Consider the following 22,334-nt stretch of genomic DNA (forward strand, 5'->3'; position numbering starts at 1 on the left):
CCTGATACCAGAATTAAGTGCGCAATAATTTGCGCAGCAGCAAGGCGGCCAGCGAAGGAAAGGAAGGAGCATACTGACGTATGTGACTGACTTTGCGAGCGCAGGCAACGCGGCTGATGCGATAAAGTATTGCGTACCGAGCACAAAGAATTTGCCTGGCGGCACTAGCGCGGTGGTCCCACCTGACCCCATGCCGAACTCAGAAGTGAAACGCCGTAGCGCCGATGGTAGTGTGGGGTCTCCCCATGCGAGAGTAGGGAACTGCCAGGCATCAAACAGAAGAACAAGCCCTGTACGAAAGTGCAGGGCTTTTTCTTTTGCCTGTTGTCTGTCGGTGAGGGCTCTCCTGAGGAGGGACAAATCCGCCGGGAGCGGATTTGCACGTTGCGCAGCAACGGCCCGGAGGGCGGCGGGCAGGACGCCCGCCGTAGCTGCCAGGCATCAAACAAAGCAGAAGGCCATCCGTAAGGATGGCCTTTTTGCGTTGCGGCGGATAAACGCCGGGCGGCATTACATTTGCCCGGCCTACAAACGCTACTTAACCTGCCTTAATGACTCTGTTGCTTCAACCACCCCATTATAAAATCAGCTATCCCAGCCACGTCATTCAAATCCAGCACCGGAACGGCAGCGTCGATCGCAACATCACTGGCGATCGCAATCACCTTGTCGTCTATCTCTATTTCCTCTAGCTGATGCCCGGCATCAACGCGGAAAAGCAGGATCTTTGCCACCGACTCATGCTTGAAGCCCTCTACGAGGACCAGATCTAACGTCGCATGATCCATTCTGCTGGCCAGAAACGTTAAGTCGAGCGCCGCTTCGTCCGGGGTTTCGGTCATCAGGGCCCACCGCTGCTGACTGGCGACGAGGGTTTGTGCCGCACCCGCCTTGCGTAACTCATAGCTATCCTTGCCGGGCTTATCGACATCCATATTGTGATGCGTATGCTTAATCAGGCCTGGCCGAATACCCCGTTCACAGAGAGCAGGGATCAGACGCTTGAGCAGCGTGGTTTTACCTGTGCCGCTCCATGCGGCTATGGCGAGGATCGGCTTCATTTTTTCTCCTGCCTGGCGGTGAGATCGTCCGGCGTATTGATATTGGTAAATGCCGAGCGGCAATTGCTAAAGTCCACGGCATGCCCTCCGGCCTGGCGCATAAACATCATCACCCGCCGTTCACCGGCTGCCAGATAAGCTGCAAGCTGCGTGATCGCCTGGCGATGGACCAATGCAATGGTGGGATGATCGCGCTCACCGTCTGTCACCCATACCACCGACGCGTCCTTACGCCCAGCGGCCAGCCGTGCTGCCAGATTGGACGGTATGCCCGGCGTATCGCACGGACAGAACAGAAACCAGTCGTCCGCCGTCTGTTGCATCACAGCCAGCATACCAGCCAACGGACCGGGGAAGTTATCCAGCGTATCTTCAATAACGGCCAGGCCGCTTGCTCGGTAGCGATCGAGGTTGCGGTTAGCGCTCAGTACGACATGCTCTACCTGTTTAGCCAGACTGTTAGCGACGTGCTGCCAGAGCGGAGTGCCGTTGAGCAACAATAATCCTTTGTCCTCCCCGCCCATACGCGACGCTCTGCCGCCCGCCAGCACGACACCCGTAATGTCTAGTCCACTATTCACCAATATCGCCTCTTTTATTGTGGGTTTGACCCTGCTAACGTGTCTCTCTCAAGAGTAAGGAGCACTGGCCATGAAATGTAAACGTCTGAACGAAGTAATTGAACTCCTCCAGCCCGCCTGGCAAAAAGAGCCCGAGCTTAACCTGATGCAATTCTTGCAAAAATTGGCGCAGGAGTCAGGCTATGACGGCGAGCTAACCGATCTTTCTGACGATATCCTGATCTATCATCTCAAAATGCGCGACTCGGCAAAGGATGCCGTTATCCCCGGGATCCAGAAAGATTATGAAGAAGATTTCAAAACCGCTCTGCTGCGTGCCCGGGGCGTAATTAAAGAGTAAAAGGTTGTAAGCGGTGCAACGGAAAACGCTACGAAATGATATCCTGAACTATTCGTAGTAATTTCCGGATGATGGGATGAACGACAACGCTTTTACTTTCCAGACGCTACACCCGGATACCATCATGGATGCGCTGTTCGAACAGGGGATCCGGGTGGATTCCGGTCTTACCGCGCTCAACAGTTACGAAAACCGTGTCTATCAGTTTCAGGATGAAGATCGCCGCCGTTACGTGGTGAAGTTTTACCGTCCGCAGCGCTGGTCTGCAGAGCAAATCCGCGAAGAGCACCAGTTCGCCCATGAGCTAATGAACGATGAGGTACCGGTTGCCGCCCCGCTTGAATTCAACGGCCAGACGCTGCTGACGCATCAGGGGTACTACTATGCCGTATTCCCCAGCCTCGGTGGTCGTCAGTTCGAAGCCGATAACCTGGATCAGATGGAGTGGGTAGCGCGTTATCTCGGCCGCCTGCATCAAACCGGGCGTAAAAAAATCTTCACTCATCGTCCCTCCATTGATGTTAATGAGTACCTGATTGAGCCTCGTCACGTCTTTGAGCGGTCGACGCTTATCCCCTCTGGCCTGAAAGCCGCTTTCCTTAACGCCACGGATTCCCTTATCGAGGCGGTAATGGCGCACTGGCATACGCGTTTCGAATCGCTGCGCTTGCACGGCGACTGCCATGCCGGGAACATTCTCTGGCGTGACGGGCCGCTGTTTGTCGATCTCGACGATGCCCGCAACGGTCCGGCCGTTCAGGATCTGTGGATGCTGCTCAACGGTGACAAGGCCGAGCGGCGTATGCAGCTTGAGACGATCGTTGAGGCCTATGAAGAGTTTAGCGAGTTCAACACCGATGAAATCGCGCTCATCGAACCTTTACGTGCCATGCGTATGGTTTATTATCTGGCATGGCTGATCCGCCGCTGGGACGATCCCGCATTCCCTAAAAATTTCCCATGGCTTACCGGGGAAGACTATTGGCACAGGCAAACTCTGACCTTTATTGAGCAGGTTAAGGTTCTGCAAGAACCGCCTTTGCAACTTACGCCGATGTATTAATTTGACACGTTCAGGAGAGTATTAACCATGAAGAAAATTTGGCTGGCGCTTGCAGGTCTCATTCTGGCATTTAGCGCATCTGCGGCTCAGTTCACCGAGGGCAAACAGTACATCGCCCTTGATAAACCGGCGGTGGGAGAGCCGCAGGTGCTGGAGTTCTTCTCCTTCTACTGCCCGCACTGCTACGATTTTGAACGCGTGTGGCACGTTTCTGACACGGTGAAACAGCAGCTGCCGGAAGGCACTAAAATGACGAAATATCACGTCGAGTTCCTGGGCCCATTGGGTAAAGATCTGACCCAGGCATGGGCTGTGGCAATGGCGCTGGGCGTAGAAGATAAGATCACTGCCCCGATGTTTGAAGCGGTGCAGAAGGCCCAGACCGTGACTACCGTCGCCGATATTCGCAAAGTGTTTGTTGATGCCGGTATTAAAGGCGAAGACTATGACGCCGCGTGGAACAGCTTTGTGGTGAAATCCCTGGTTGCCCAGCAGGAGAAAGCCGCCGCCGATCTGCAGCTGCAGGGCGTTCCAGCCATGTTTGTTAACGGCAAGTATCAGGTTAACCCGCAGGGAATGGATGCCAGCAGCATGGACATCTTCGTTCAGCAGTATGCCGCAACGGTAAAATATCTGGTTGGCCAGAAGTAAACATAAAGCCGGTCAATGACCGGCTTTTTTATCGATTTTGTCGTACGCCATATTGATCTAGTTCAAAAACAGACCGCAGAGCGAATTAAGCGTCACTGACCGTCCGCCATACCAATCCACCGCATGGGCAAAAGCTTATATCCACATGGAGTAAATTGTCACCTAACGGACATAAGGATCGCGATCCTTTTTCTATTTATCTGATTTAAATAGATAAATAAACAGCCCCGCCAATTTCACATGGTCTATTATTTCTTCATAAAAAAAGCATGCACAAAGTTATCCACAGGATAATAATGCGAACGATCGCGACGATCCGGAAATCTTTTCCACGAATTACCGTGAAAAACTCAAGTTTTCGTCCGGTATGTGGCATCCTTTAACCATAAATTATTAAACAGGCACGGATATCATGGTTCAGATCCCAGAAAACCCGCTAATCCTCGTTGATGGCTCTTCTTATCTCTATCGCGCTTACCACGCGTTCCCACCGCTGACTAACAGCGCGGGAGAGCCAACCGGCGCCATGTACGGGGTGCTGAACATGCTCAGAAGCTTGATCATGCAGTATCAGCCCACGCATGCCGCAATGGTGTTTGATGCGAAAGGGAAGACATTCCGTGATGAACTGTTTGAGCACTATAAATCACACCGTCCGCCGATGCCTGACGACCTGCGTTCGCAGATCGAGCCGCTGCATGCGATGGTAAAAGCGATGGGTCTGCCGCTGATGGCCATTTCCGGCGTTGAGGCGGATGATGTTATCGGTACGCTGGCACTGGAGGCTGAAAAAATGGGGCGCCCGGTCCTGATCAGCACCGGCGATAAAGATATGGCCCAGCTGGTCACGCCGAACGTGACCCTGATTAACACTATGACCAATACCATTCTCGGCCCGGAAGAGGTGATCAATAAATATGGCGTGCCGCCTGAGCTGATCATCGATTTCCTTGCCTTGATGGGCGACTCCTCAGATAACATCCCTGGCGTGCCGGGCGTGGGTGAAAAAACCGCGCAGGCGCTGCTGCAGGGGCTGGGCGGTCTGGAAACGCTGCTTAACGAGTCTGATAAGATCGCCACTCTCAGCTTCCGCGGGGCGAAAACCATGGCGGCGAAGCTGGAGCAGAATAAAGAGGTGGCTCGCCTCTCTTATCAGCTGGCGACCATCAAGACCGACGTTGAGCTGGAGCTCTCTTGTGAGCAACTGACGGTACAGCAGCCTGCCGCAGATGAGCTGCTGAGCCTGTTTAAACGATATGAATTCAAACGCTGGACGGCGGATGTCGAAGCGGGAACCTGGTTGCAGGGTAAAGGCGCGAAACCGGCCGCGAAGCCGCAGGCGGCCCCTGTCGTGGACGTTGAAGACGAAGACGACGAACCTGCGACACCGCTCTCCGCAGAGCATTACGTTACCGTTCTGGATGAGCCGACGCTGAACGAGTGGATTGCGCGACTGAAGAAAGCGCCGGTATTTGCGTTCGATACGGAAACGGATAGCCTGGACAACGTTAGCGCTCAGCTGGTGGGCCTGTCATTTGCCACCGAACCCGGTTTAGCGGCCTACGTGCCGGTCGCCCACGACTATCTGGATGCGCCTGAGCAGCTTTCCCGCGATCGCGTCCTGGAACTGCTGAAGCCGATTCTGGAAGATGAAAAAGCACTGAAGGTAGGGCAGAACCTTAAGTTCGATCGCGGCATTTTGCAGAACTACGGCATCGAGCTGCGTGGCATCGCCTTCGACACCATGCTTGAGTCCTATATTCTCGACAGCGTCGCCGGGCGTCACGATATGGACAGCCTCTCCGCTCGCTGGCTGAAGCATCAGACCGTGACCTTTGAGCAGATTGCTGGCAAGGGTAAAAACCAGCTGACCTTTAACCAGATTGCACTGGAAGAGGCCGGTCACTACGCGGCGGAAGATGCTGACGTCACGCTGCAGCTGCATCTCAAGATGTGGCCAAAGCTGGAGAAACACGCGGGCCCGCTGAATATTTTCCAGAACATCGAAATGCCGCTGGTGCCGGTGCTCTCCCGCATCGAGCGTAACGGGGTGAAGATCGATCCGGCGGTGCTGCATAAGCACTCCGGTGAAATCACGCTGCGTCTGGCCGAGCTGGAGAAAAAGGCCCATGAGATTGCGGGTGAAGCGTTTAACCTCTCTTCAACCAAACAGCTGCAGGTTATCCTGTTTGAAAAGCAGGGCATTAAGCCGCTGAAGAAGACGCCGGGTGGCGCACCCTCAACCTCAGAAGAGGTGCTGGAGGAGCTGGCGCTGGACTACCCGCTGCCGAAGGTCATTCTGGAGCATCGCGGCCTGTCGAAGCTGAAATCGACCTATACCGATAAGCTGCCGCTGATGATCAATCCTAAAACCGGGCGCGTGCACACCTCCTATCACCAGGCGGTCACCGCAACGGGACGACTCTCATCCACCGATCCGAACCTGCAGAATATTCCCGTGCGTAACGAGGAAGGAAGGCGCATCCGTCAGGCGTTTATTGCGCCAGAGGATTACGTCATCGTCTCTGCGGACTACTCACAGATTGAGCTGCGTATCATGGCGCACCTGTCACGCGACCAGGGGCTGCTCTCTGCCTTTGCTGAGGGCCAGGATATCCACCGCGCCACGGCGGCAGAGGTATTTGGCATGCCGCTGGAGAGCGTATCAAACGACCAGCGCCGCAGCGCGAAGGCGATTAACTTCGGCCTGATCTATGGCATGAGCGCTTTTGGTCTGTCGCGTCAGCTGAACATCCCGCGCAAAGAGTCGCAGCGTTATATGGATCTCTACTTTGAGCGCTATCCGGGCGTGCGTGAATATATGGAACGCACCCGGGCGCAGGCCAAAGAGCAGGGCTACGTTGAAACGCTGGAGGGGCGTCGCCTCTATCTGCCGGACATCAAATCCAGCAACGCCGCGCGCCGGGCTGGGGCTGAGCGTGCTGCAATTAACGCCCCGATGCAGGGCACGGCGGCAGATATCATCAAGCGGGCAATGATCGCCGTGGATGCCTGGCTAGAGGCGGAGCAGCCGCGCGTGCGTATGATTATGCAGGTTCACGATGAACTGGTGTTTGAAGTGCACAAAGACGATGTGGGGCAGGTCTCCCAGAAGATCCATGAGCTGATGGAGAACAGCACCCAGCTGGACGTTCCGTTGCTGGTGGAGGTGGGCAGTGGTGAAAACTGGGATCTGGCGCACTAGCCTTTGGCGTAATGACGCAGTTTTATGTAAGTAAGCAACATAAGATAGAGCTTTTTGTGATGATCATTAGAATTACCTATGTAAACAATGAAAAAAAATTACAAAAAGCGTTTGTAACTGTCTAAAAAAAGAGTAGAGTTAAAGGCGTAGGGTACAGAGGTAAGATGTTCTATCTTTCAGACCTTTTACTTCACGTAATCGGATTTGGCTGAATATTTTAGCCGCCCCAGTCAGTAATGACTGGGGCGTTTTTTATTGGGTTACTCTTCGGCGTCTGCTTCCGTCACTGGCGTCAAATCGCTAAACCAGCTATCCAGCTTCGCCTTCAGCTTGTCCACGCCCAGTTTCTTCAGGGATGAGAACGCCTCAACCTGGACGTCACCGTTAAACGCCAGCACCGCCTCACGCACCATATTCAACTGTGCCTTGCGCGCGCCGCTCGCCAGCTTATCGGCTTTGGTCAGCAGTACCAGCACCTGAATTTCGCTCTCAACGGCCCACTGGATCATCTGCTGATCGAGATCTTTCAACGGATGGCGAATGTCCATCAGGATCACCACGCCCTGCAGGCACTGGCGCTTCTCCAGGTATTCGCCCAGGGCGCGCTGCCATTTGATCTTCATCTCCTCCGGGACTTCGGCGTAGCCGTAGCCGGGCAGGTCAACAAGACGCTTGCCTTCAGTGACCTCAAACAGGTTGATAAGCTGGGTACGGCCAGGCGTTTTAGAGGTTCGCGCCAGGCTCTTCTGATGCGTCAGGGTATTCAGGGCGCTCGATTTACCCGCATTGGAACGGCCAGCAAAGGCCACTTCTATTCCGGTATCGGCAGGTAAGTGGCGAATATCAGGCGCACTGGTCACAAAGTGCGTCTGTTGATAATTCAAATTAGTCAAAGCGGTCGTCTCCATAAGTAAAGCTTTGGGGGATTATACCTGAACGCAGGAAAAAGGCGGCTTTTCTCGCCAACCCCCTTTCATATCCCTACTGGCTATAGACCTTGTAAGATATTGGCTACTTTACGTCTGCGATATTTCAGAGTAATTGCAGGTTCCATAAAGGCGTAATTCTTTATAAATCAAATATTTGTGTGATTAGAATTTTCTGAATTTAGCTTTTTATGCCGCTTTGCGTCTTGTTACTTTTTTCTAACACGGTAAAGTAGCGGGCAAAGGCGAGGAGCGCCGGGGAACGTGACTTAGGGAAAAGGGGTCAGGAGCGCCAGGAGGCGAAGACACTGGATAGCCAGGATGGCGAACGTCAGGAGACGTGATACACAGGGAAATGGACCGCAACAGGGAGCGTTCATGCTAAGGGATAAACAGGGTTGGTTGTAAGCAAACACGGAATAGTTAACCCGCTGAGGGTGGGTGGTCAAGAAAAAAGGCGACAGTTTACTCTGTCGCCTTTTTTCTTTGCTTGCTTTCTGCTAGATTCCGCCGCAATTCTATACTGAATAAAACGGCTCAAAGATCAAATATGATGAATAAACCCGCATCGTCTCCGCGTGGCAAAGGCCCCGCAAAAGCGCACCGCAAAACGCGCGATGAAATCAATCAAGAAGCACGCGACCGTAAGCGTGATAAAAAGCATCGCGGCAACGCCGCAGGCAGCCGTGCGTCCGGCAGCGATGGCGCATCCGGCTCTCGTGGCCAGAAGCAGCAGAAAGATCCCCGTATCGGCAGTAAAACTCCTGTACCGTTGGGCGTAACCGCTACTCCGGTCACCCGTCAGCACAAACCCAAGAGCGAGAAACCTATGCTTTCACCGCAGGCTGAACTGGATTTGCTGGAAACTGATGAGCGCCTGGACGCGCTGCTGGAACGTCTGGAGAATGGCGACATCCTGAGCGCAGAAGATCAGGCATGGGTTGACGCTAAACTGGACCGCATTGATGCGCTGATGCAGCAGCTCGGTCTCTCCTACGACGATGATGAAGACGAAGAAGAAGAAGAGGAAAAAGAGGATATGATGCGCCTGCTCAAAGGCGGCAACTGATCCCTGGACTCCTCGCTTTACAGCATGGGCTTGCTCGTCCTGCTTATAACCCTTCCGGTTATGTGTTATCTGGCGTGGTTATTCGTTAAACTACGCCGGTTGTCGCAGCGACAAAAGTGGCTGCGCAACCGGCTTGCACTTCGTCATGGAGGCAGGCCAGGCCGTCGTCGTCAGCGGCGCTACCCGAAGGAGTGAGCATGTCTTCGCAGTTAATCGACTGGGATCTGGCCCTGATCCAGAAATATAACTATTCTGGGCCGCGTTATACCTCATACCCGACCGCCCTTGAGTTCGCCGATACCTTTGGCGAAGCAGATTTTCAGCAGGCCGTGACCCGCTATCCTGAGCGTGCGCTGTCGCTCTACGTGCATATCCCGTTTTGTCACCGACTGTGCTACTTCTGCGGCTGCAATAAGATCGTTACCCGCCAGCAGCATAAGGCAGACCAGTATCTCGATGCGCTTGAGCAGGAGATTATCCACCGTGCGCCGCTGTTTGCCGGCCGTCAGGTCAGCCAGCTGCACTGGGGCGGCGGGACGCCAACCTATCTCAACAAAGCGCAAATTAGCCGCCTGATGGGGCTGCTGCGCCACCATTTCAACTTTAACGCCGACGCTGAGATCTCTATCGAGGTCGATCCGCGTGAAATCGAGCTGAACGTGCTCGACCACCTGCGCGCCGAGGGCTTTAACCGCCTGAGCATGGGCGTACAGGACTTCAACAAAGAGGTGCAGCGGCTGGTCAACCGTGAGCAGGATGAAGAATTTATCTTTGCGCTGTTACGCCATGCGCGCGAGATCGGCTTCACCTCTACCAATATCGATTTGATCTACGGCCTGCCAAAGCAGACGCCGGAAAGCTTTGCCTTCACCCTGAAACGCGTTGGGGAACTTAATCCGGATCGGCTAAGCGTATTCAACTATGCCCACCTGCCAACGCTTTTTGCCGCACAGCGGAAGATTAAGGACGCCGATCTGCCCTCGGCGCAGCAGAAGCTGGATATTTTGCAGCAGACGATTACCTCGCTCACCGAGGAGGGCTATCAGTTTATCGGTATGGATCACTTTGCGCGCCCGGATGACGAACTGGCCGTGGCCCAGCGCGAAGGGGTGCTGCACCGCAATTTCCAGGGCTATACCACCCAAGGCGACAGCGATCTGCTGGGCATGGGCGTATCGGCCATCAGCATGATTGGCGACTGCTACGCGCAGAACCAAAAAGAGCTGAAGCACTATTATCAGCAGGTGGACGAGACCGGTAACGCACTGTGGCGAGGCATTGCCCTGACGCGGGATGACTGCATCCGCCGGGACGTCATTAAGTCGCTGATCTGCAACTTCCGCCTGGATTTTAGCGCGGTAGAAAAGCAGTGGGATCTCGATTTCGCGGACTACTTTGCAGAAGATTTAAACCTGCTTGCCCCGTTGGCAAAAGACGGGCTGGTGGCGGTGGATGCGCACGGCATTCAGGTGACGGCGAAAGGCCGACTGCTGATCCGCAATATCTGCATGTGCTTTGATGCCTATCTGCGTCAGAAGGCGCGACTGCAGCAGTTTTCTCGCGTGATTTAACAGCTTGGGATGCGTAGGCCCGGTAAGCATCGCGCTACCGGGCGTTTGACTCGCTACTCCATTCCTAACTCTTTCAGCTTGCGCGTCAGGGTATTGCGTCCCCAGCCGAGCAGCCTTGCCGCTTCCTGCTTATGTCCCTGAGTATGACGCAGAGCGGTGGTCAGCAGGGTACGCTCCATCTCCGGCTGCGCCTCAGAGAGCAGGTTTTGATGACCGGAACGCAGGGCGCGATCTGCCCACTGCGCCAGCAGCGTGGCCCAGTTATCCGGCAGCGTCTGGGTCGGGCTGTCGGGCACTGTCGTCTCAAACAGCTCGCTGGGGAGATCCTGGATCAGCACTTCCTGACCCGCGGCCATCACCGTCAGCCAGCGGCAGGTGTTCTCCAGCTGGCGAACGTTGCCCGGCCAGGCAACGCGGGTCAGCGCCGCCTCGGTCTCCGGATGCAGCTGCTTGGCTTCTACCCCCAGCTCGCGAGCGGCCACCTGTAAAAAGTGGCGAGCAAGGCGGGGGATATCTTCCCGCCGCTCACGCAAGGGCGGGAGATGTACGCGGATCACGTTCAGGCGATGGAAGAGATCCTCACGGAACTTGCCCTCCTGCACCCGCAGCTCAAGATTCTGGTGGGTGGCGGCAATGATCCGCACGTCCACCTTCACCGGCGCATAGCCGCCGACGCGGTAAAACTGCCCGTCCGCCAGCACGCGCAGCAGGCGCGTCTGTACGTCCAGCGGCATATCGCCAATCTCGTCCAGGAACAGCGTGCCGCCGTCGGCCTGCTCAAAACGCCCCTGCCGAACGGTATTGGCGCCGGTAAACGCCCCTTTCTCATGACCAAACAGCTCGGACTCAATGAGATCCTTTGGGATAGCGGCCATGTTGAGGGCGATAAAGGGCGCTTTAACGCGCGGGCTATGACGATGCAGGGCGTGGGCGACCAGCTCTTTACCGGTCCCGGATTCGCCGTTGATCAGGACGCTAATCGACGAGCGGGAGAGGCGGCCAATGATGCGAAACACATCCTGCATGGCGGGCGCTTCACCGATGATATCCGCGGTGGGGCCAAAAACCTGCACGTTACGCGGCTGCTGCTGCTCCTGATAGTGGCTGATGGCGCGCTCAACCAGCGCCACCGCCTCGTCGATATCGAACGGTTTAGGCAGGTAGTCAAAGGCTCCCTGCTGGTAGGCGCTAACGGCCGCGTCGAGATCGGAGTGCGCGGTCATAATGATGACCGGGAGCATAGGATGTCGCTGTTTGATCTGCTTCAGCAGCGCCAGACCATCCATGCCCGGCATGCGGATATCCGACAGCAGCACGTCCGGGGTTTTCGTGGTCAACGCGTCGAGCACCTCGTTACCACTTTCAAACGTTGTACAACTCAAGCCAGCCCCGGTGAGGGCGCGTTCAAGCACCCAGCGGATGGAACTATCGTCATCAACAATCCATGCTATCCCTCGTTGCATCATCGTCACCTTTATTTTTTAATTGGCAGGTAAACCGAAAACTCGGTATGACCCGGCCAACTGGTAAATTCAATTTTGCCGGAGTGTTGATCAATCAAACTGCGGGCAATTGACAGCCCAAGCCCGGTCCCGCCTTCGCGTCCGCTTACCATGGGGTAAAACAGCGTGTCCTGCAGATGCGATGGGATACCCGGCCCGTTATCTTCGATATCAATACGCGCCGCCAGACGATAGCGTGCGCCGTGCAGCGTAAGCTGGAACGCCGTGCGGGTGCGCAGCGTAATTTCGCCGCCTTCTGGCCCCAGCGCCTGCAGGGCATTGCGCACGATATTCAGCAGAACCTGCTCAATCTGGTCGGGATCGTGCGGTAACTCCGGCAGGCTGGGATCGTAATCACGCACCAGGGTAACGTTCTCCGGCAGCTCCATTGAGACCAGCTTCACCACGCGCTCCGCAACTTTGTGAATGCTCTCGGTCACGTGCATGCCTGGATGCTGCGGCCCCAGCAGGCGATCGACCAGGTTACGCAGCCGGTCCGCCTGCTCAATAATGACGTTGGTGTATTCAGTTAGCGCTGGATCGGGCAGCGCTTTGCTCAGCAGCTGCGCCGCGCCGCGCAGGCCGCCCAGCGGATTTTTAATCTCATGGGCGAGGCCACGCACCAGATCGCGTGCGGCGACCTGCTGGGCTTGCTGGAGCTGCTCCTGGCTCAGGCGTCGCTGGTTATCCATGGGTGCCATCTCCAGCAGGATCAGACCTTCAGGCAGTCGTTGTGCCGTGACGGAGAGAATGTGCGAGCGGGCATCGATCACCAGAGTCACTTCGTTATCGGTGAACCCTTGTCCGGCCTCCAGGCTCTCCTGCATCAGGGCGACGTTCAGGGAGAAATAGCTCAGCAGCTCCGGCAGAGGTGTACCAAACAGCTTGCGTGAGCTTTGTGCCAGCAGCTGTTGAGCGGCGGGATTCGCGTAGTGAATCGCCAGCTCGTCATCAACCAGCAGGATGCTGTTGATCAAAGCGTTGAGGATCTGCCCAGCATCGGGCAGCGTGCCAGTTGCCATTAAGCAGTCTCCTGAAATGAGTTGCACTCTTTTAGTGCATTATAGCTTTTTACGGTTAAAAAGCGCGTAATATCAGGTTGTTGGCGGAGAAAAAAGCCCATCAGGGATGGGCTAAAGTTTCCACGGCAACTAAAATTCGCTGAGTATTACTAAATAAAAATTAAACGCTGTAATACAGTTCGAACTCAACCGGGTGCGGCGTCATACGAACGCGGTCATTCTCTTCGATACGCAGGGCGATATAGGCATCGATCGCGTCGTTAGTGAACACGCCGCCTGCGGTCAGGAACTCGCGGTCTGCATCAAGCGCCTGCAGGGCCTCTTCCAGGGAGCCAGCAACCTGCGGAACTTCTTTTGCCTCTTCCGGCGGCAGGTCGTACAGGTTTTTGTCCATGGCTTCGCCCGGGTGGATCTTGTTCTTGATACCGTCAAGACCTGCCATCAGCAGGGCAGCGAAGCACAGGTACGGGTTAGCAGCCGGGTCCGGGAAGCGCACTTCGATACGGCGCGCTTTCGGCGAGGTCACTACCGGAATACGGATAGAGGCAGAGCGGTTACGGGCAGAGTAGGCCAGCATAACCGGTGCTTCGTAACCCGGGACCAGACGCTTGTAGGAGTTGGTGGTCGGGTTCGCCAGGGCGTTGATCGCTTTAGCGTGTTTGATTACGCCGCCGATGTAGAACAGGGCTTCTTCAGACAGGCCAGCATATTTGTCGCCAGAGAACAGGTTGGTGCCGTTCTTGGAGAGGGACATGTGGCAGTGCATACCGGAGCCGTTATCGCCGAACATCGGTTTTGGCATAAAGGTCGCGGTTTTGCCGAAGCGGTGCGCGACGTTGTGCACGACATATTTGTAGATCTGAATTTCGTCCGCTTTTTTGGTCATGGTGTTGAAGCGGGTAGCCACTTCGTTCTGACCTGCAGTTGCCACTTCGTGGTGGTGCGCTTCAACCACCAGGCCCATCTCTTCCATCACCAGACACATGGTGGAGCGGATGTCCTGAGAGGAGTCAACCGGCGGAACCGGGAAGTAACCGCCTTTCACAGCCGGACGGTGACCTTTGTTACCACCTTCGTATTTGGTGGAGGTGTTCCATGCGCCTTCGATATCGTCGATAGCCACGTGGGAACCGGAAATGTTGGCACCAAAGCGAACGTCGTCGAACAGGAAGAACTCTGGCTCTGGCCCGAACAGAACGGTGTCTGCGATGCCGGTGGAGCGCAGGTACTCTTCAGCGCGTTTAGCGATGGAGCGTGGGTCGCGATCGTAGCCCTGCAGCGTGCCTGGCTCAAGGATATCGCAACGGATAATCAGGGTAGACTCTTCGAAGAACGGATCAATAACCGCGGTAGAGGCGTCCGGCATCAGCACCATGTCGGATTCGTTGATGCCTTTCCAGCCACCAATCGAAGAACCATCAAACATTTTGCCTTCTTCAAAGAAGTCAGCGTTAACCTGATGGGCTGGGATAGTGACATGCTGCTCTTTACCTTTGGTATCAGTGAAGCGCAGATCAATAAACTTCACTTCATGTTCGTTCAGCATCGTCAAAACGTGTTCAGCGGACATACTTAACTCTCCCGGAATTTTTGGTCGTCGTGGTAACGAGGTTCTACACTTTATAAGTGGCACAATCGCCTTGCCTAAGATAAAGCGAAATCTGTGCCAACTTTTAAAACACCCCCAAAAGGCGCTATCATGCACGTCATAGTGCAAAAGGGCTGCACCATAATGGTTATCTTGCATCAATATAGTGCATCTGCGCGATCGTAGTGCACCGTATTGGTGCAATTTACATTAAGACAGCTCTCTACCGCTTCGTGAAACCGATCACAAAGCCCTACTTTCTATATTGTTTGTAAAGGTTCTTTGTGATCCTGTTCTGTACTGCGATTAATACGTGTACAATAACGCGCTATTTCTAATGCCTGAGGCAAAGTTGTGATCGAAAATTTGCGTAACATCGCCATCATTGCGCACGTTGACCATGGTAAAACGACCCTGGTTGACAAGCTGCTGCAGCAGTCTGGTACCTTCAGCGAGCGTGCTGAGACTACCGAACGCGTGATGGACTCCAACGATTTGGAGAAAGAGCGTGGGATTACCATCCTCGCGAAAAACACCGCTATTAAATGGAATGACTACCGTATCAACATCGTTGATACCCCGGGTCACGCCGACTTCGGTGGTGAAGTTGAACGTGTCATGTCCATGGTAGACTCCGTACTGCTGGTGGTCGATGCTATGGACGGCCCAATGCCGCAGACCCGCTTTGTAACTAAAAAAGCGTTTGCGCACGGCCTGAAGCCAATTGTCGTTATCAACAAGGTTGACCGTCCGGGCGCGCGTCCTGACTGGGTTGTGGATCAGGTCTTCGATCTGTTCGTCAACCTCGACGCCACCGACGAGCAGCTGGACTTCCCGATCATCTATGCATCTGCACTGATGGGTATCGCGGGTAACGACCACACTGACATGGCGGAAGATATGACCCCGCTGTATCAGGCGATCGTTGACCACGTTCCGGCACCGAACGTTGACCTTGATGGTCCGTTCCAGATGCAGATCTCTCAGCTGGACTACAACAACTATGTTGGCGTTATCGGCATCGGTCGTATCAAGCGCGGTAAGGTGAAGCCGAACCAGCAGATCACTCTGATCGATAGCGAAGGTAAAACTCGCAACGGTAAAGTGGGTAAAGTACTGACTCACCTCGGTCTGGAGCGTATTGAATCCACCGAAGCTGAAGCGGGCGATATCATCGCGATCACCGGTCTGGGCGAGCTGAACATCTCCGACACCCTTTGCGATCCGCAAAACGTCGAAGCGCTGCCGGCACTCTCCGTGGATGAGCCGACCGTAACCATGTTCTTCAACGTCAACACCTCACCGTTCTGCGGTAAAGAAGGTAAGTTTGTGACCTCGCGTCAGATCCTTGACCGTCTGAACAAAGAGCTGGTGCACAACGTGGCGCTGCGCGTAGAAGAGACTGAAGATGCGGACGCATTCCGCGTATCTGGTCGTGGCGAGCTGCACCTGTCAGTTCTGATCGAAAACATGCGTCGTGAAGGCTTCGAACTGGCTGTGTCCCGTCCGAAAGTTATCAACCGTATGATCGACGGTCGTCTGCAAGAGCCGTTCGAGAACGTGACCCTGGATATCGAAGAGCAGCATCAGGGCTCGGTTATGCAGGCAATGGGCGAGCGTAAGGGCGATGTCAAAGACATGATCCCTGACGGCAAAGGCCGTATTCGTCTGGACTACCTGATCCCGGCACGTGGTTTGATCGGCTTCCGTACCGAGTTCATGACCATGACCTCCGGTACTGGTCTGCTGTACTCCACCTTCAGCCACTACGACGACGTGCGTCCGGGCGAAATCGGCCAGCGTAACAACGGCGTGCTGATCTCTAACGGCCAGGGCAAAGCAGTCGCGTTCGCACTGTTCAGCCTGCAGGATCGCGGTAAGCTCTTCCTGGGTCACGGTGCTGAAGTGTATGAAGGCCAGATCATTGGTATTCACAGCCGTTCTAACGACCTGACCGTGAACTGCCTGACCGGTAAGAAACTGACCAACATGCGTGCGTCGGGTACCGACGAAGCAACGGTTCTGGTTCCGCCGATCAAGATGTCCCTGGAGCAGGCGCTGGAGTTCATCGATGACGACGAACTGGTAGAAGTCACCCCGACCTCTGTCCGTATCCGTAAACGTCACCTGACCGAGAACGACCGTAAACGTGCGATGCGTGGTCCTCGCGACGCGTAATCTGTTTTTCGCATGACGATAAAAGCCGCTGATATTCAGCGGCTTTTTTTATGCTTTCATGCAAACCTCTCCTGCCGGAATCTGTGGCAGAGCAGCTATTCACCATCTGGATTTCCCGCTACAGTTAACTCTCCACGGCAAGCAAGGAGAGAAAAATGCTCTATATCTTTGATTTAGGTAACGTGATTGTTGATATCGACTTTAATCGCGTGCTGGGCGCATGGAGCGATCTCAGCCGGATCCCGCTGGCGACGCTAAAGCAGAGCTTTACCATGGGCGAGGCGTTTCACCGCCACGAGCGCGGCGAGCTGTCGGATGAAGATTTTGCCGACGCGCTGTGTCTGGAGATGTCGCTGCCGCTGAGCTATGAGCAGTTCTCCCACGGCTGGCAGGCAGTGTTTGTTGGCCTGCGGCCGGAGGTGATTGAGATCATGCACAAGCTGCGTGCGCAGGGACACCGCGTGGTGGTGCTCTCTAACACTAACCGTCTGCACACCACCTTCTGGCCGGAGCAGTATCCCGAGGTGCGCGCCGCAGCGGATAAAATCTACCTCTCGCAGGAGATGGGGATGCGCAAGCCAGAGGCGCGCATCTACCAGGCGCTGTTGCAGGAAGAGGGTTACTCCGCCGAGGATGCGGTCTTTTTTGACGATAACGCCGATAATATAGAGGGAGCTAACCAGTTGGGTATTACATCAATTCTGGTGACCGGAAAAGAGACGATACCGAACTACTTTGCAAAACAACTATGCTAAAAACCGTTCATCATAAAGCCAGCCACCATACTCGCCCGCTGCGGGCGTGGCTCAAACTGCTCTGGCAGCGCATCGACGAAGACAATATGACGACGCTGGCGGGTAATCTCGCCTATGTTTCGCTGCTGTCGTTAGTGCCGCTGGTGGCGGTGATCTTTGCGCTTTTCGCTGCGTTTCCAATGTTTAACGACGTCAGCATGCAGCTGCGGCACTTTGTTTTTGCCAATTTCCTGCCGTCGACCGGCGATATCATTCAGCGCTATATCGAGCAGTTTGTCGCTAACTCCAGCAAAATGACGGCGGTAGGGGCGTGCGGTCTGATTGTCACCGCGCTGCTACTGATGTATGCCATTGATAGTGCGCTGAATACCATCTGGCGCAGCAAGCGGGCGCGACCCAAGGTTTACTCGTTTGCCGTCTACTGGATGATCCTCACTCTGGGGCCGCTGCTGGCGGGGGCAAGCCTGGCAATTAGCTCCTATCTGCTCTCGCTGCGCTGGGCCACCGAGTTGGATAGCATGATCGATCACGTCCTGCGTATCTTTCCGCTGATCCTTTCGTGGCTCTCGTTCTGGCTGCTCTACAGCATCGTGCCGACCACTCAGGTGCCGAACCGCGATGCCGTCATTGGCGCGCTGGTGGCTGCGCTGCTCTTTGAGCTGGGAAAAAAGGCGTTCGCGCTCTATATCACCATGTTTCCCTCCTACCAGCTCATCTACGGCGTGCTGGCGGTGGTACCCATTCTCTTTGTCTGGGTCTACTGGACCTGGTGTATCGTCTTGCTTGGCGCGGAAATAACTGTCACTCTCGGGGAGTACCGCAAACTCAAATTAGCCGCAGAGCAAGAGACATTAGACCAACCATGATTGCATTAATTCAGCGTGTTTCCCGTGCCAGCGTGACCGTGGAAGGTAACGTGACGGGTGAAATTGGCCCAGGACTTTTGGTGCTGTTAGGTGTCGAAAAAGAGGACGATGAGCAAAAAGCGAACCGTCTTTGCGAACGAGTATTAGGCTACCGTATCTTCAGCGATGCCGACGGCAAGATGAACCTCAACGTTCAGCAGGCCGGTGGCAGCGTGCTGGTGGTATCGCAGTTTACGCTGGCAGCGGATACCGAGCGCGGCATGCGTCCGAGTTTCTCTCGGGGCGCAGCCCCGGATCGCGCCGAAGCGCTGTATGACTATTTTGTCGAGCGCTGCCGCCAGCAGGAGATCGTTACGCAAACTGGGCAGTTCGCTGCCGATATGCAGGTTTCGCTAGTTAATGACGGTCCGGTTACCTTCTGGCTGCAAGTATGAGCCAACAGCTAGCCTGGCCCCAGGTCACAAGAGAGAGTGCTGCTATGTATCATCTTCGCGTACCGCAAACCGAAGCAGAATTAGAGCGCTACTACGCGTTTCGTTGGGAAATGCTGCGTAAGCCCCTTCATCAGCCGCGCGGCTCCGAGCGTGATGCCTGGGATGCGATGGCGCATCATCAGATGGTGCTGGATGAAGAGGGCCAGCTGGTCGCCGTTGGCCGGCTCTATATCAATGCCGACAGCGAAGGCTCGATTCGCTTTATGGCCGTACACCCTGAGGTGCAGGATAAAGGGTTAGGCACGCTGATGGCGATGACCCTGGAGTCGGTCGCACGTCAGGAGGGAGTTAAGCGGGTCACCTGTAGCGCCCGCGAGGACGCCGTGGAGTTTTTCGCCAAGCTGGGGTTTGTCAATGAAGGTGAGATCACCGCCCCGCAAACCACGCCGCTGCGCCACTTTCTGATGATGAAACCCATCGCCTCGCTGGACGATATTCTACATCGCGGCGACTGGTGCGGGCAGCTACAGCAGGCCTGGTATCAGCATATTCCGCTCAGCGAGAAGATGGGCGTGCGTATTCAGCAGTACACCGGCCAGAAGTTTATTACCACCATGCCGGAGACGGGTAATCAGAATCCGCACAATACGCTGTTTGCCGGCAGTCTGTTCTCCCTCGCCACGCTGACCGGCTGGGGGCTGATCTGGCTGATGCTGCGTGAGCGTCATCTCGGCGGCACGATTATTCTCGCTGACGCCCATATCCGCTACAGCCATCCCATCACCGGTCGGCCCAGCGCGATTGCCGATCTGGGCTCTCTCAGCGGCGATCTCGACCGTCTGGCGCGCGGTCGTAAAGCCCGCGTCCAATTGCAGGTCGAGCTGTTCGGCAACGACGTCGCCGGGGCTATCTTTGAAGGTATCTTTATCGTGCTGCCAGCGAAACCTTTCGGTTCATACGAAGAGGGCGGTAACGAGGAGGAGTAGCGAAAGGGGCGTCCAGGTGTAGGCCGGGCAAGCGTAGCGCCGCCCGGCAGTGTTACAGGGGTTACTCCCCTTCACCCGGGAACAGGAACGGGTTGATAGAGCTACGGGCGAAGCCCTCCTGCTCCATGCGGGCATCCAGCACCAGCGACGCCAGGTCGTCGGCCACCGGCTCCACGTTCGGGTCTTTTTCCTGATACAAAATCTTCAGGTAGGTACCGCAATCGCCGCAGCTCTCTGCTTTGACCGAAGCCTGCTCGTTATCCAGCGACCAGTAGTGCAGATCGCGGGTTTGCTCGCAGTTGCTGCACTTCACGCGCACCACGTGCCACTCGGTCTCACACAGGTTGCAGTGCAGATAGCGCAGCCCCTGAGAGGTACCAATCTGCACGATGCTGGAGACCGGCATTGAGCCGCAGACCGGACAGAACTGACGCTGCTCGCCATACTCGGCGCGGGCTTTACCCGGGATCAGGCTGGCCATCTGCGCCCAGTAGAGCGACAGCGCCGCCCAGATGAACGGCGATTTATCGCTGCTCACCGCCGCGAAGTCGCTGGCGAACAGGGCGCTCGCCATCTCTTCCAGCTCCTGAGTCGAGGCCTTCTCCAGATTCTCGATCACCGCCAGCGCCTGGCCGCTCATCTCTGGTTTCAGCTCGGCAATCAGAGAGTGCAGCAGCTTATGCCAGTGGGTGTCGCGTGGCAGGACGTGAATATCCAGCGGCGGCTTACCCTGTTCGGCAGCCTCTTTAATGCGTGCGGTCAAATCCATGGTTAATGGATGATCGTACAGCACCACCTCCTGGGCATGGGCCACCAGCGCGGCAAAGCGCAGGAAGTCACCCAGCGGGTTGCTCTCGGCCAGCGAGCGCAGGCGTTCTGCTCGACGGTTGTAGAGATTTTTCAGCCTGGGAAACAGTAACGGCGGAATGGCTTCCGCCGCACGTTTCTCGCCTTTCTCCAACGCATCTTGCGGGATTATGCGAATACTCATTCAGCCTCTTTTTCCGATTTGCTCCGGACTTCACGATACCAGCGCGGGTGATGTCGCTCCGCCCAGGTTTTCGTTACCCATCCTTCTACCATGGCGGTAATCGTGCCTTTTACCCAGAGGGCGGCGTAGATATGCACCATAATAACCACAATTAACCCGACCGCGGCAAATGAATGCAGCATGATCGCCAGGCGGATGGTTGGGATGGAGAAGTAAGGCGCGAGCCACGGACGCCACATGATAATCCCGCTGACCAGCAGCAGCACCAGCAGAATAATCGCTGCCCAGAAGACGCACTTCTGGCCAAAGTTATAGCGCCCGGTGTCGCCGACCTCTTCGTTAACGATGATTTTCTGGATGTTTTTCGCCCAGAAGATATCGTCCCGGTTGATCAGGTTGTGGTGCCAGTAGCGGAAAAACATGATGATAAACGAGGCAAACATCACCACCCCAACGAAGGGGTGGAGGATCCGCGCCAGCTGCGGCGTGCCGAGAATATTCATCAACCAGTTAAAGGAGGGGAAGAAAAACCCCAGCCCGCTCACCGACGCCAGCACGAAGCAGAAGGCGGTGACCCAGTGGTTGATGCGTTCCGGCGCGGTGTAGCGCACGATGGTGTCACGTTTTCTCATTTGCGCACCTCATCATCTTTTTTGTCGTGAAGATTGTCTTCGTCATCGTCAGCGCGGTTTGGACCCACGCCCACGTAGTGGAAGACGCTGGCGGCAAAGGTCGCCGCAAAGCCGACGGCGGCGAGCGGTTTCCAGATACCTTTCCAGAACTTCACGGTGGCACTGATTTCCGGGTTTTCCGGCAGGCCGTGATAGAGAGTCGGCTTGTCGGCGTGGTGCAGCACGTACATCACGTGTGTACCGCCAACGCCAGCCGGATCGTACAGGCCCGCGTTATCGTAACCACGTGTTTTCAGCTCCGCGACGCGATCGCCCGCCAGCGCTTTCATATCCTCTTTGGAACCAAAGTGGATAGCGCCGGTTGGACAGGTCTTCACGCAGGCAGGCTCCTGGCCGACGGTCACGCGATCCACGCACAGGGTGCATTTGTAGACGCGGTTATCTTCCGGGTTCAGGCGCGGGACGTCGAACGGACAGCCAGCGATGCAGTAGCCGCAGCCGATGCACTGCTCAGACTGGAAGTCGACGATGCCGTTAGCGTACTGAATGATCGCCCCTTCAGACGGGCAGGCCTTCAGACAGCCAGGATCGGCACAGTGCATGCAGCCATCCTTACGGATCAGCCACTCCAGTTTGTCGTTCTGCTCGACTTCCGAGAAGCGCATTACCGTCCAGGATTTGGCCGTCAGATCCGCCGGGTTATCATAGACCCCGACGTTATGACCCACGTCATCACGGATGTCGTTCCACTCTGAACAGGCCACCTGACAGGCCTTACAGCCGATGCAGGTGGTCACGTCGATGAGCTTCGCCACTTCGAGCTGGTGATCCCGCGCCTGAGGCGCGGGGGTAAAGCTGTTAGTCGCGGAACGACGAATAATGTCTTGCGATTGATAAGCCATAGGTCGTCTCC

21 protein-coding genes and 1 rRNA gene are annotated in these 22,334 nt (G+C 55.7%); 13 read left to right on the top strand and 9 right to left on the bottom strand.

Annotation, left to right across the window (positions count from 1 at the left end; translation table 11 throughout):
- Positions 1–154: 154 nt before the first annotated feature.
- Positions 155–270: ribosomal RNA gene (gene rrf / locus EV102420_RS17490) — 5S ribosomal RNA — on the top strand.
- 278 nt (positions 271–548) lie between these two features.
- Here the strand turns inward: rrf and mobB are convergent.
- Complete coding sequence (gene mobB / locus EV102420_RS17495; RefSeq protein WP_042394440.1) at positions 549–1,061, bottom strand: molybdopterin-guanine dinucleotide biosynthesis protein MobB; 513 nt, start codon at positions 1,059–1,061, stop codon at positions 549–551.
- The gene (gene mobA, locus EV102420_RS17500) at positions 1,058–1,642 is read right to left on the bottom strand and encodes a molybdenum cofactor guanylyltransferase MobA (protein ID WP_072015303.1); all 585 of its coding nucleotides are present in this window, start codon (positions 1,640–1,642) and stop codon (positions 1,058–1,060) included. Before mobA ends, mobB begins: the two co-directional genes overlap by 4 nt.
- A gap of 70 nt (positions 1,643–1,712) precedes the next feature.
- Here mobA and EV102420_RS17505 point away from each other — a divergent pair, with 70 nt between their 5' ends.
- From EV102420_RS17505 to spfP, 5 genes are all read left to right on the top strand, one after another.
- A complete protein-coding gene (locus EV102420_RS17505; RefSeq protein WP_042394445.1) occupies positions 1,713–1,982 on the top strand; it encodes a YihD family protein in 270 nt (89 codons plus the stop codon).
- Between the two features lie 76 nt (positions 1,983–2,058).
- Positions 2,059–3,045, top strand: a complete 987-nt coding sequence (locus tag EV102420_RS17510) for a serine/threonine protein kinase (RefSeq protein WP_042394448.1) — start codon at positions 2,059–2,061, stop codon at positions 3,043–3,045.
- 27 nt (positions 3,046–3,072) lie between these two features.
- The gene (gene dsbA / locus EV102420_RS17515; RefSeq protein ID WP_042394450.1) at positions 3,073–3,696 is read left to right on the top strand and encodes a thiol:disulfide interchange protein DsbA; all 624 of its coding nucleotides are present in this window, start codon (positions 3,073–3,075) and stop codon (positions 3,694–3,696) included.
- Positions 3,697–4,108: 412 nt separating this feature from the next.
- The gene (gene polA, locus EV102420_RS17520; protein WP_042394453.1) at positions 4,109–6,901 is read left to right on the top strand and encodes a DNA polymerase I; all 2,793 of its coding nucleotides are present in this window, start codon (positions 4,109–4,111) and stop codon (positions 6,899–6,901) included.
- 164 nt (positions 6,902–7,065) lie between these two features.
- Positions 7,066–7,113, top strand: a complete 48-nt coding sequence (gene spfP / locus EV102420_RS22985; protein WP_071892919.1) for a small protein SpfP — start codon at positions 7,066–7,068, stop codon at positions 7,111–7,113.
- 48 nt (positions 7,114–7,161) lie between these two features.
- Here the strand turns inward: spfP and yihA are convergent, their stop codons facing one another.
- Entirely contained in the window at positions 7,162–7,794 is a 633-nt protein-coding gene (yihA, locus tag EV102420_RS17525) for a ribosome biogenesis GTP-binding protein YihA/YsxC (RefSeq protein ID WP_042394682.1), read from the bottom strand.
- 586 nt (positions 7,795–8,380) lie between these two features.
- Between yihA and yihI the strand changes: the two genes are divergently transcribed.
- Together yihI and hemN are read left to right on the top strand one after the other, a co-directional pair.
- Positions 8,381–8,896, top strand: a complete 516-nt coding sequence (yihI, locus tag EV102420_RS17530) for a Der GTPase-activating protein YihI (RefSeq protein WP_042394684.1) — start codon at positions 8,381–8,383, stop codon at positions 8,894–8,896.
- Positions 8,897–9,093: 197 nt separating this feature from the next.
- Entirely contained in the window at positions 9,094–10,467 is a 1,374-nt protein-coding gene (hemN, locus tag EV102420_RS17535; RefSeq protein ID WP_042394456.1) for an oxygen-independent coproporphyrinogen III oxidase, read from the top strand.
- Between the two features lie 53 nt (positions 10,468–10,520).
- On the opposite strand, the gene glnG is transcribed toward hemN, so the two are convergent.
- The 3 genes from glnG to glnA form a co-directional block, all read right to left on the bottom strand.
- Complete coding sequence (gene glnG, locus EV102420_RS17540) at positions 10,521–11,930, bottom strand: nitrogen regulation protein NR(I) (RefSeq protein ID WP_042394458.1); 1,410 nt, start codon at positions 11,928–11,930, stop codon at positions 10,521–10,523.
- Positions 11,931–11,941: 11 nt separating this feature from the next.
- Positions 11,942–12,991: a nitrogen regulation protein NR(II) gene (gene glnL / locus EV102420_RS17545; RefSeq protein WP_042394460.1), complete on the bottom strand. Its 1,050-nt coding sequence runs from the start codon at positions 12,989–12,991 to the stop codon at positions 11,942–11,944.
- Positions 12,992–13,151: 160 nt separating this feature from the next.
- Complete coding sequence (glnA, locus tag EV102420_RS17550; protein ID WP_042394462.1) at positions 13,152–14,561, bottom strand: glutamate--ammonia ligase; 1,410 nt, start codon at positions 14,559–14,561, stop codon at positions 13,152–13,154.
- A 372-nt stretch (positions 14,562–14,933) separates the two neighbouring features.
- On the opposite strand from glnA, the gene typA reads away from it, so the two are divergent.
- The 5 genes from typA (at position 14,934) to fabY (ending at position 19,798) form a co-directional block, all read left to right on the top strand.
- Positions 14,934–16,757, top strand: coding sequence for a ribosome-dependent GTPase TypA (gene typA, locus EV102420_RS17555; RefSeq protein ID WP_042394464.1), 1,824 nt, complete (start codon positions 14,934–14,936; stop codon positions 16,755–16,757).
- Between the two features lie 155 nt (positions 16,758–16,912).
- Positions 16,913–17,512: a glucose-1-phosphatase gene (gene yihX / locus EV102420_RS17560; RefSeq protein WP_042394466.1), complete on the top strand. Its 600-nt coding sequence runs from the start codon at positions 16,913–16,915 to the stop codon at positions 17,510–17,512.
- Positions 17,506–18,378: a virulence factor BrkB family protein gene (locus EV102420_RS17565; protein ID WP_042394467.1), complete on the top strand. Its 873-nt coding sequence runs from the start codon at positions 17,506–17,508 to the stop codon at positions 18,376–18,378. Before yihX ends, EV102420_RS17565 begins: the two co-directional genes overlap by 7 nt.
- Positions 18,375–18,812: a D-aminoacyl-tRNA deacylase gene (gene dtd, locus EV102420_RS17570; RefSeq protein ID WP_042394470.1), complete on the top strand. Its 438-nt coding sequence runs from the start codon at positions 18,375–18,377 to the stop codon at positions 18,810–18,812. The genes EV102420_RS17565 and dtd overlap by 4 nt, the downstream gene beginning before the upstream one ends.
- A 44-nt stretch (positions 18,813–18,856) precedes the next feature.
- Positions 18,857–19,798: a fatty acid biosynthesis protein FabY gene (fabY, locus tag EV102420_RS17575; protein WP_042394473.1), complete on the top strand. Its 942-nt coding sequence runs from the start codon at positions 18,857–18,859 to the stop codon at positions 19,796–19,798.
- Positions 19,799–19,859: 61 nt separating this feature from the next.
- Here the strand turns inward: fabY and fdhE are convergent, their stop codons facing one another.
- Genes fdhE through fdxH form a run of 3 tightly spaced genes read right to left on the bottom strand, consistent with a single transcriptional unit; the run spans position 19,860 to position 22,323 of the window.
- The gene (gene fdhE / locus EV102420_RS17580; RefSeq protein WP_042394476.1) at positions 19,860–20,789 is read right to left on the bottom strand and encodes a formate dehydrogenase accessory protein FdhE; all 930 of its coding nucleotides are present in this window, start codon (positions 20,787–20,789) and stop codon (positions 19,860–19,862) included.
- A complete protein-coding gene (fdoI, locus tag EV102420_RS17585; RefSeq protein WP_042394479.1) occupies positions 20,786–21,421 on the bottom strand; it encodes a formate dehydrogenase cytochrome b556 subunit in 636 nt (211 codons plus the stop codon). Before fdoI ends, fdhE begins: the two co-directional genes overlap by 4 nt.
- On the bottom strand, positions 21,418–22,323 hold the full coding sequence (gene fdxH, locus EV102420_RS17590; protein ID WP_042394482.1) for a formate dehydrogenase subunit beta: 906 nt from the start codon (positions 22,321–22,323) through the stop codon (positions 21,418–21,420). The genes fdoI and fdxH overlap by 4 nt, the downstream gene beginning before the upstream one ends.
- Positions 22,324–22,334 lie beyond the last annotated feature (11 nt).

It is taken from the genome of Pseudescherichia vulneris NBRC 102420 (assembly GCF_000759795.1).
Classification (GTDB): Bacteria; Pseudomonadota; Gammaproteobacteria; order Enterobacterales; family Enterobacteriaceae; genus Pseudescherichia; species Pseudescherichia vulneris.

Coding starts and splice junctions, on each gene's coding strand:
- yihI (WP_042394684.1), top strand. CDS start 8,381: ATGAATAAACCCGCATCGTCTCCGCGTGGCAAAGGCCCCGCAAAAGCG.
- glnG (WP_042394458.1), bottom strand. CDS start 11,930: ATGCAACGAGGGATAGCATGGATTGTTGATGACGATAGTTCCATCCGC.
- mobB (WP_042394440.1), bottom strand. CDS start 1,061: ATGAAGCCGATCCTCGCCATAGCCGCATGGAGCGGCACAGGTAAAACC.
- EV102420_RS17510 (WP_042394448.1), top strand. CDS start 2,059: ATGAACGACAACGCTTTTACTTTCCAGACGCTACACCCGGATACCATC.
- fdoI (WP_042394479.1), bottom strand. CDS start 21,421: ATGAGAAAACGTGACACCATCGTGCGCTACACCGCGCCGGAACGCATC.
- EV102420_RS17505 (WP_042394445.1), top strand. CDS start 1,713: ATGAAATGTAAACGTCTGAACGAAGTAATTGAACTCCTCCAGCCCGCC.
- glnL (WP_042394460.1), bottom strand. CDS start 12,991: ATGGCAACTGGCACGCTGCCCGATGCTGGGCAGATCCTCAACGCTTTG.
- polA (WP_042394453.1), top strand. CDS start 4,109: ATGGTTCAGATCCCAGAAAACCCGCTAATCCTCGTTGATGGCTCTTCT.
- glnA (WP_042394462.1), bottom strand. CDS start 14,561: ATGTCCGCTGAACACGTTTTGACGATGCTGAACGAACATGAAGTGAAG.
- EV102420_RS17565 (WP_042394467.1), top strand. CDS start 17,506: ATGCTAAAAACCGTTCATCATAAAGCCAGCCACCATACTCGCCCGCTG.
- yihX (WP_042394466.1), top strand. CDS start 16,913: ATGCTCTATATCTTTGATTTAGGTAACGTGATTGTTGATATCGACTTT.
- fdhE (WP_042394476.1), bottom strand. CDS start 20,789: ATGAGTATTCGCATAATCCCGCAAGATGCGTTGGAGAAAGGCGAGAAA.
- dtd (WP_042394470.1), top strand. CDS start 18,375: ATGATTGCATTAATTCAGCGTGTTTCCCGTGCCAGCGTGACCGTGGAA.
- dsbA (WP_042394450.1), top strand. CDS start 3,073: ATGAAGAAAATTTGGCTGGCGCTTGCAGGTCTCATTCTGGCATTTAGC.
- fabY (WP_042394473.1), top strand. CDS start 18,857: ATGTATCATCTTCGCGTACCGCAAACCGAAGCAGAATTAGAGCGCTAC.
- hemN (WP_042394456.1), top strand. CDS start 9,094: ATGTCTTCGCAGTTAATCGACTGGGATCTGGCCCTGATCCAGAAATAT.
- fdxH (WP_042394482.1), bottom strand. CDS start 22,323: ATGGCTTATCAATCGCAAGACATTATTCGTCGTTCCGCGACTAACAGC.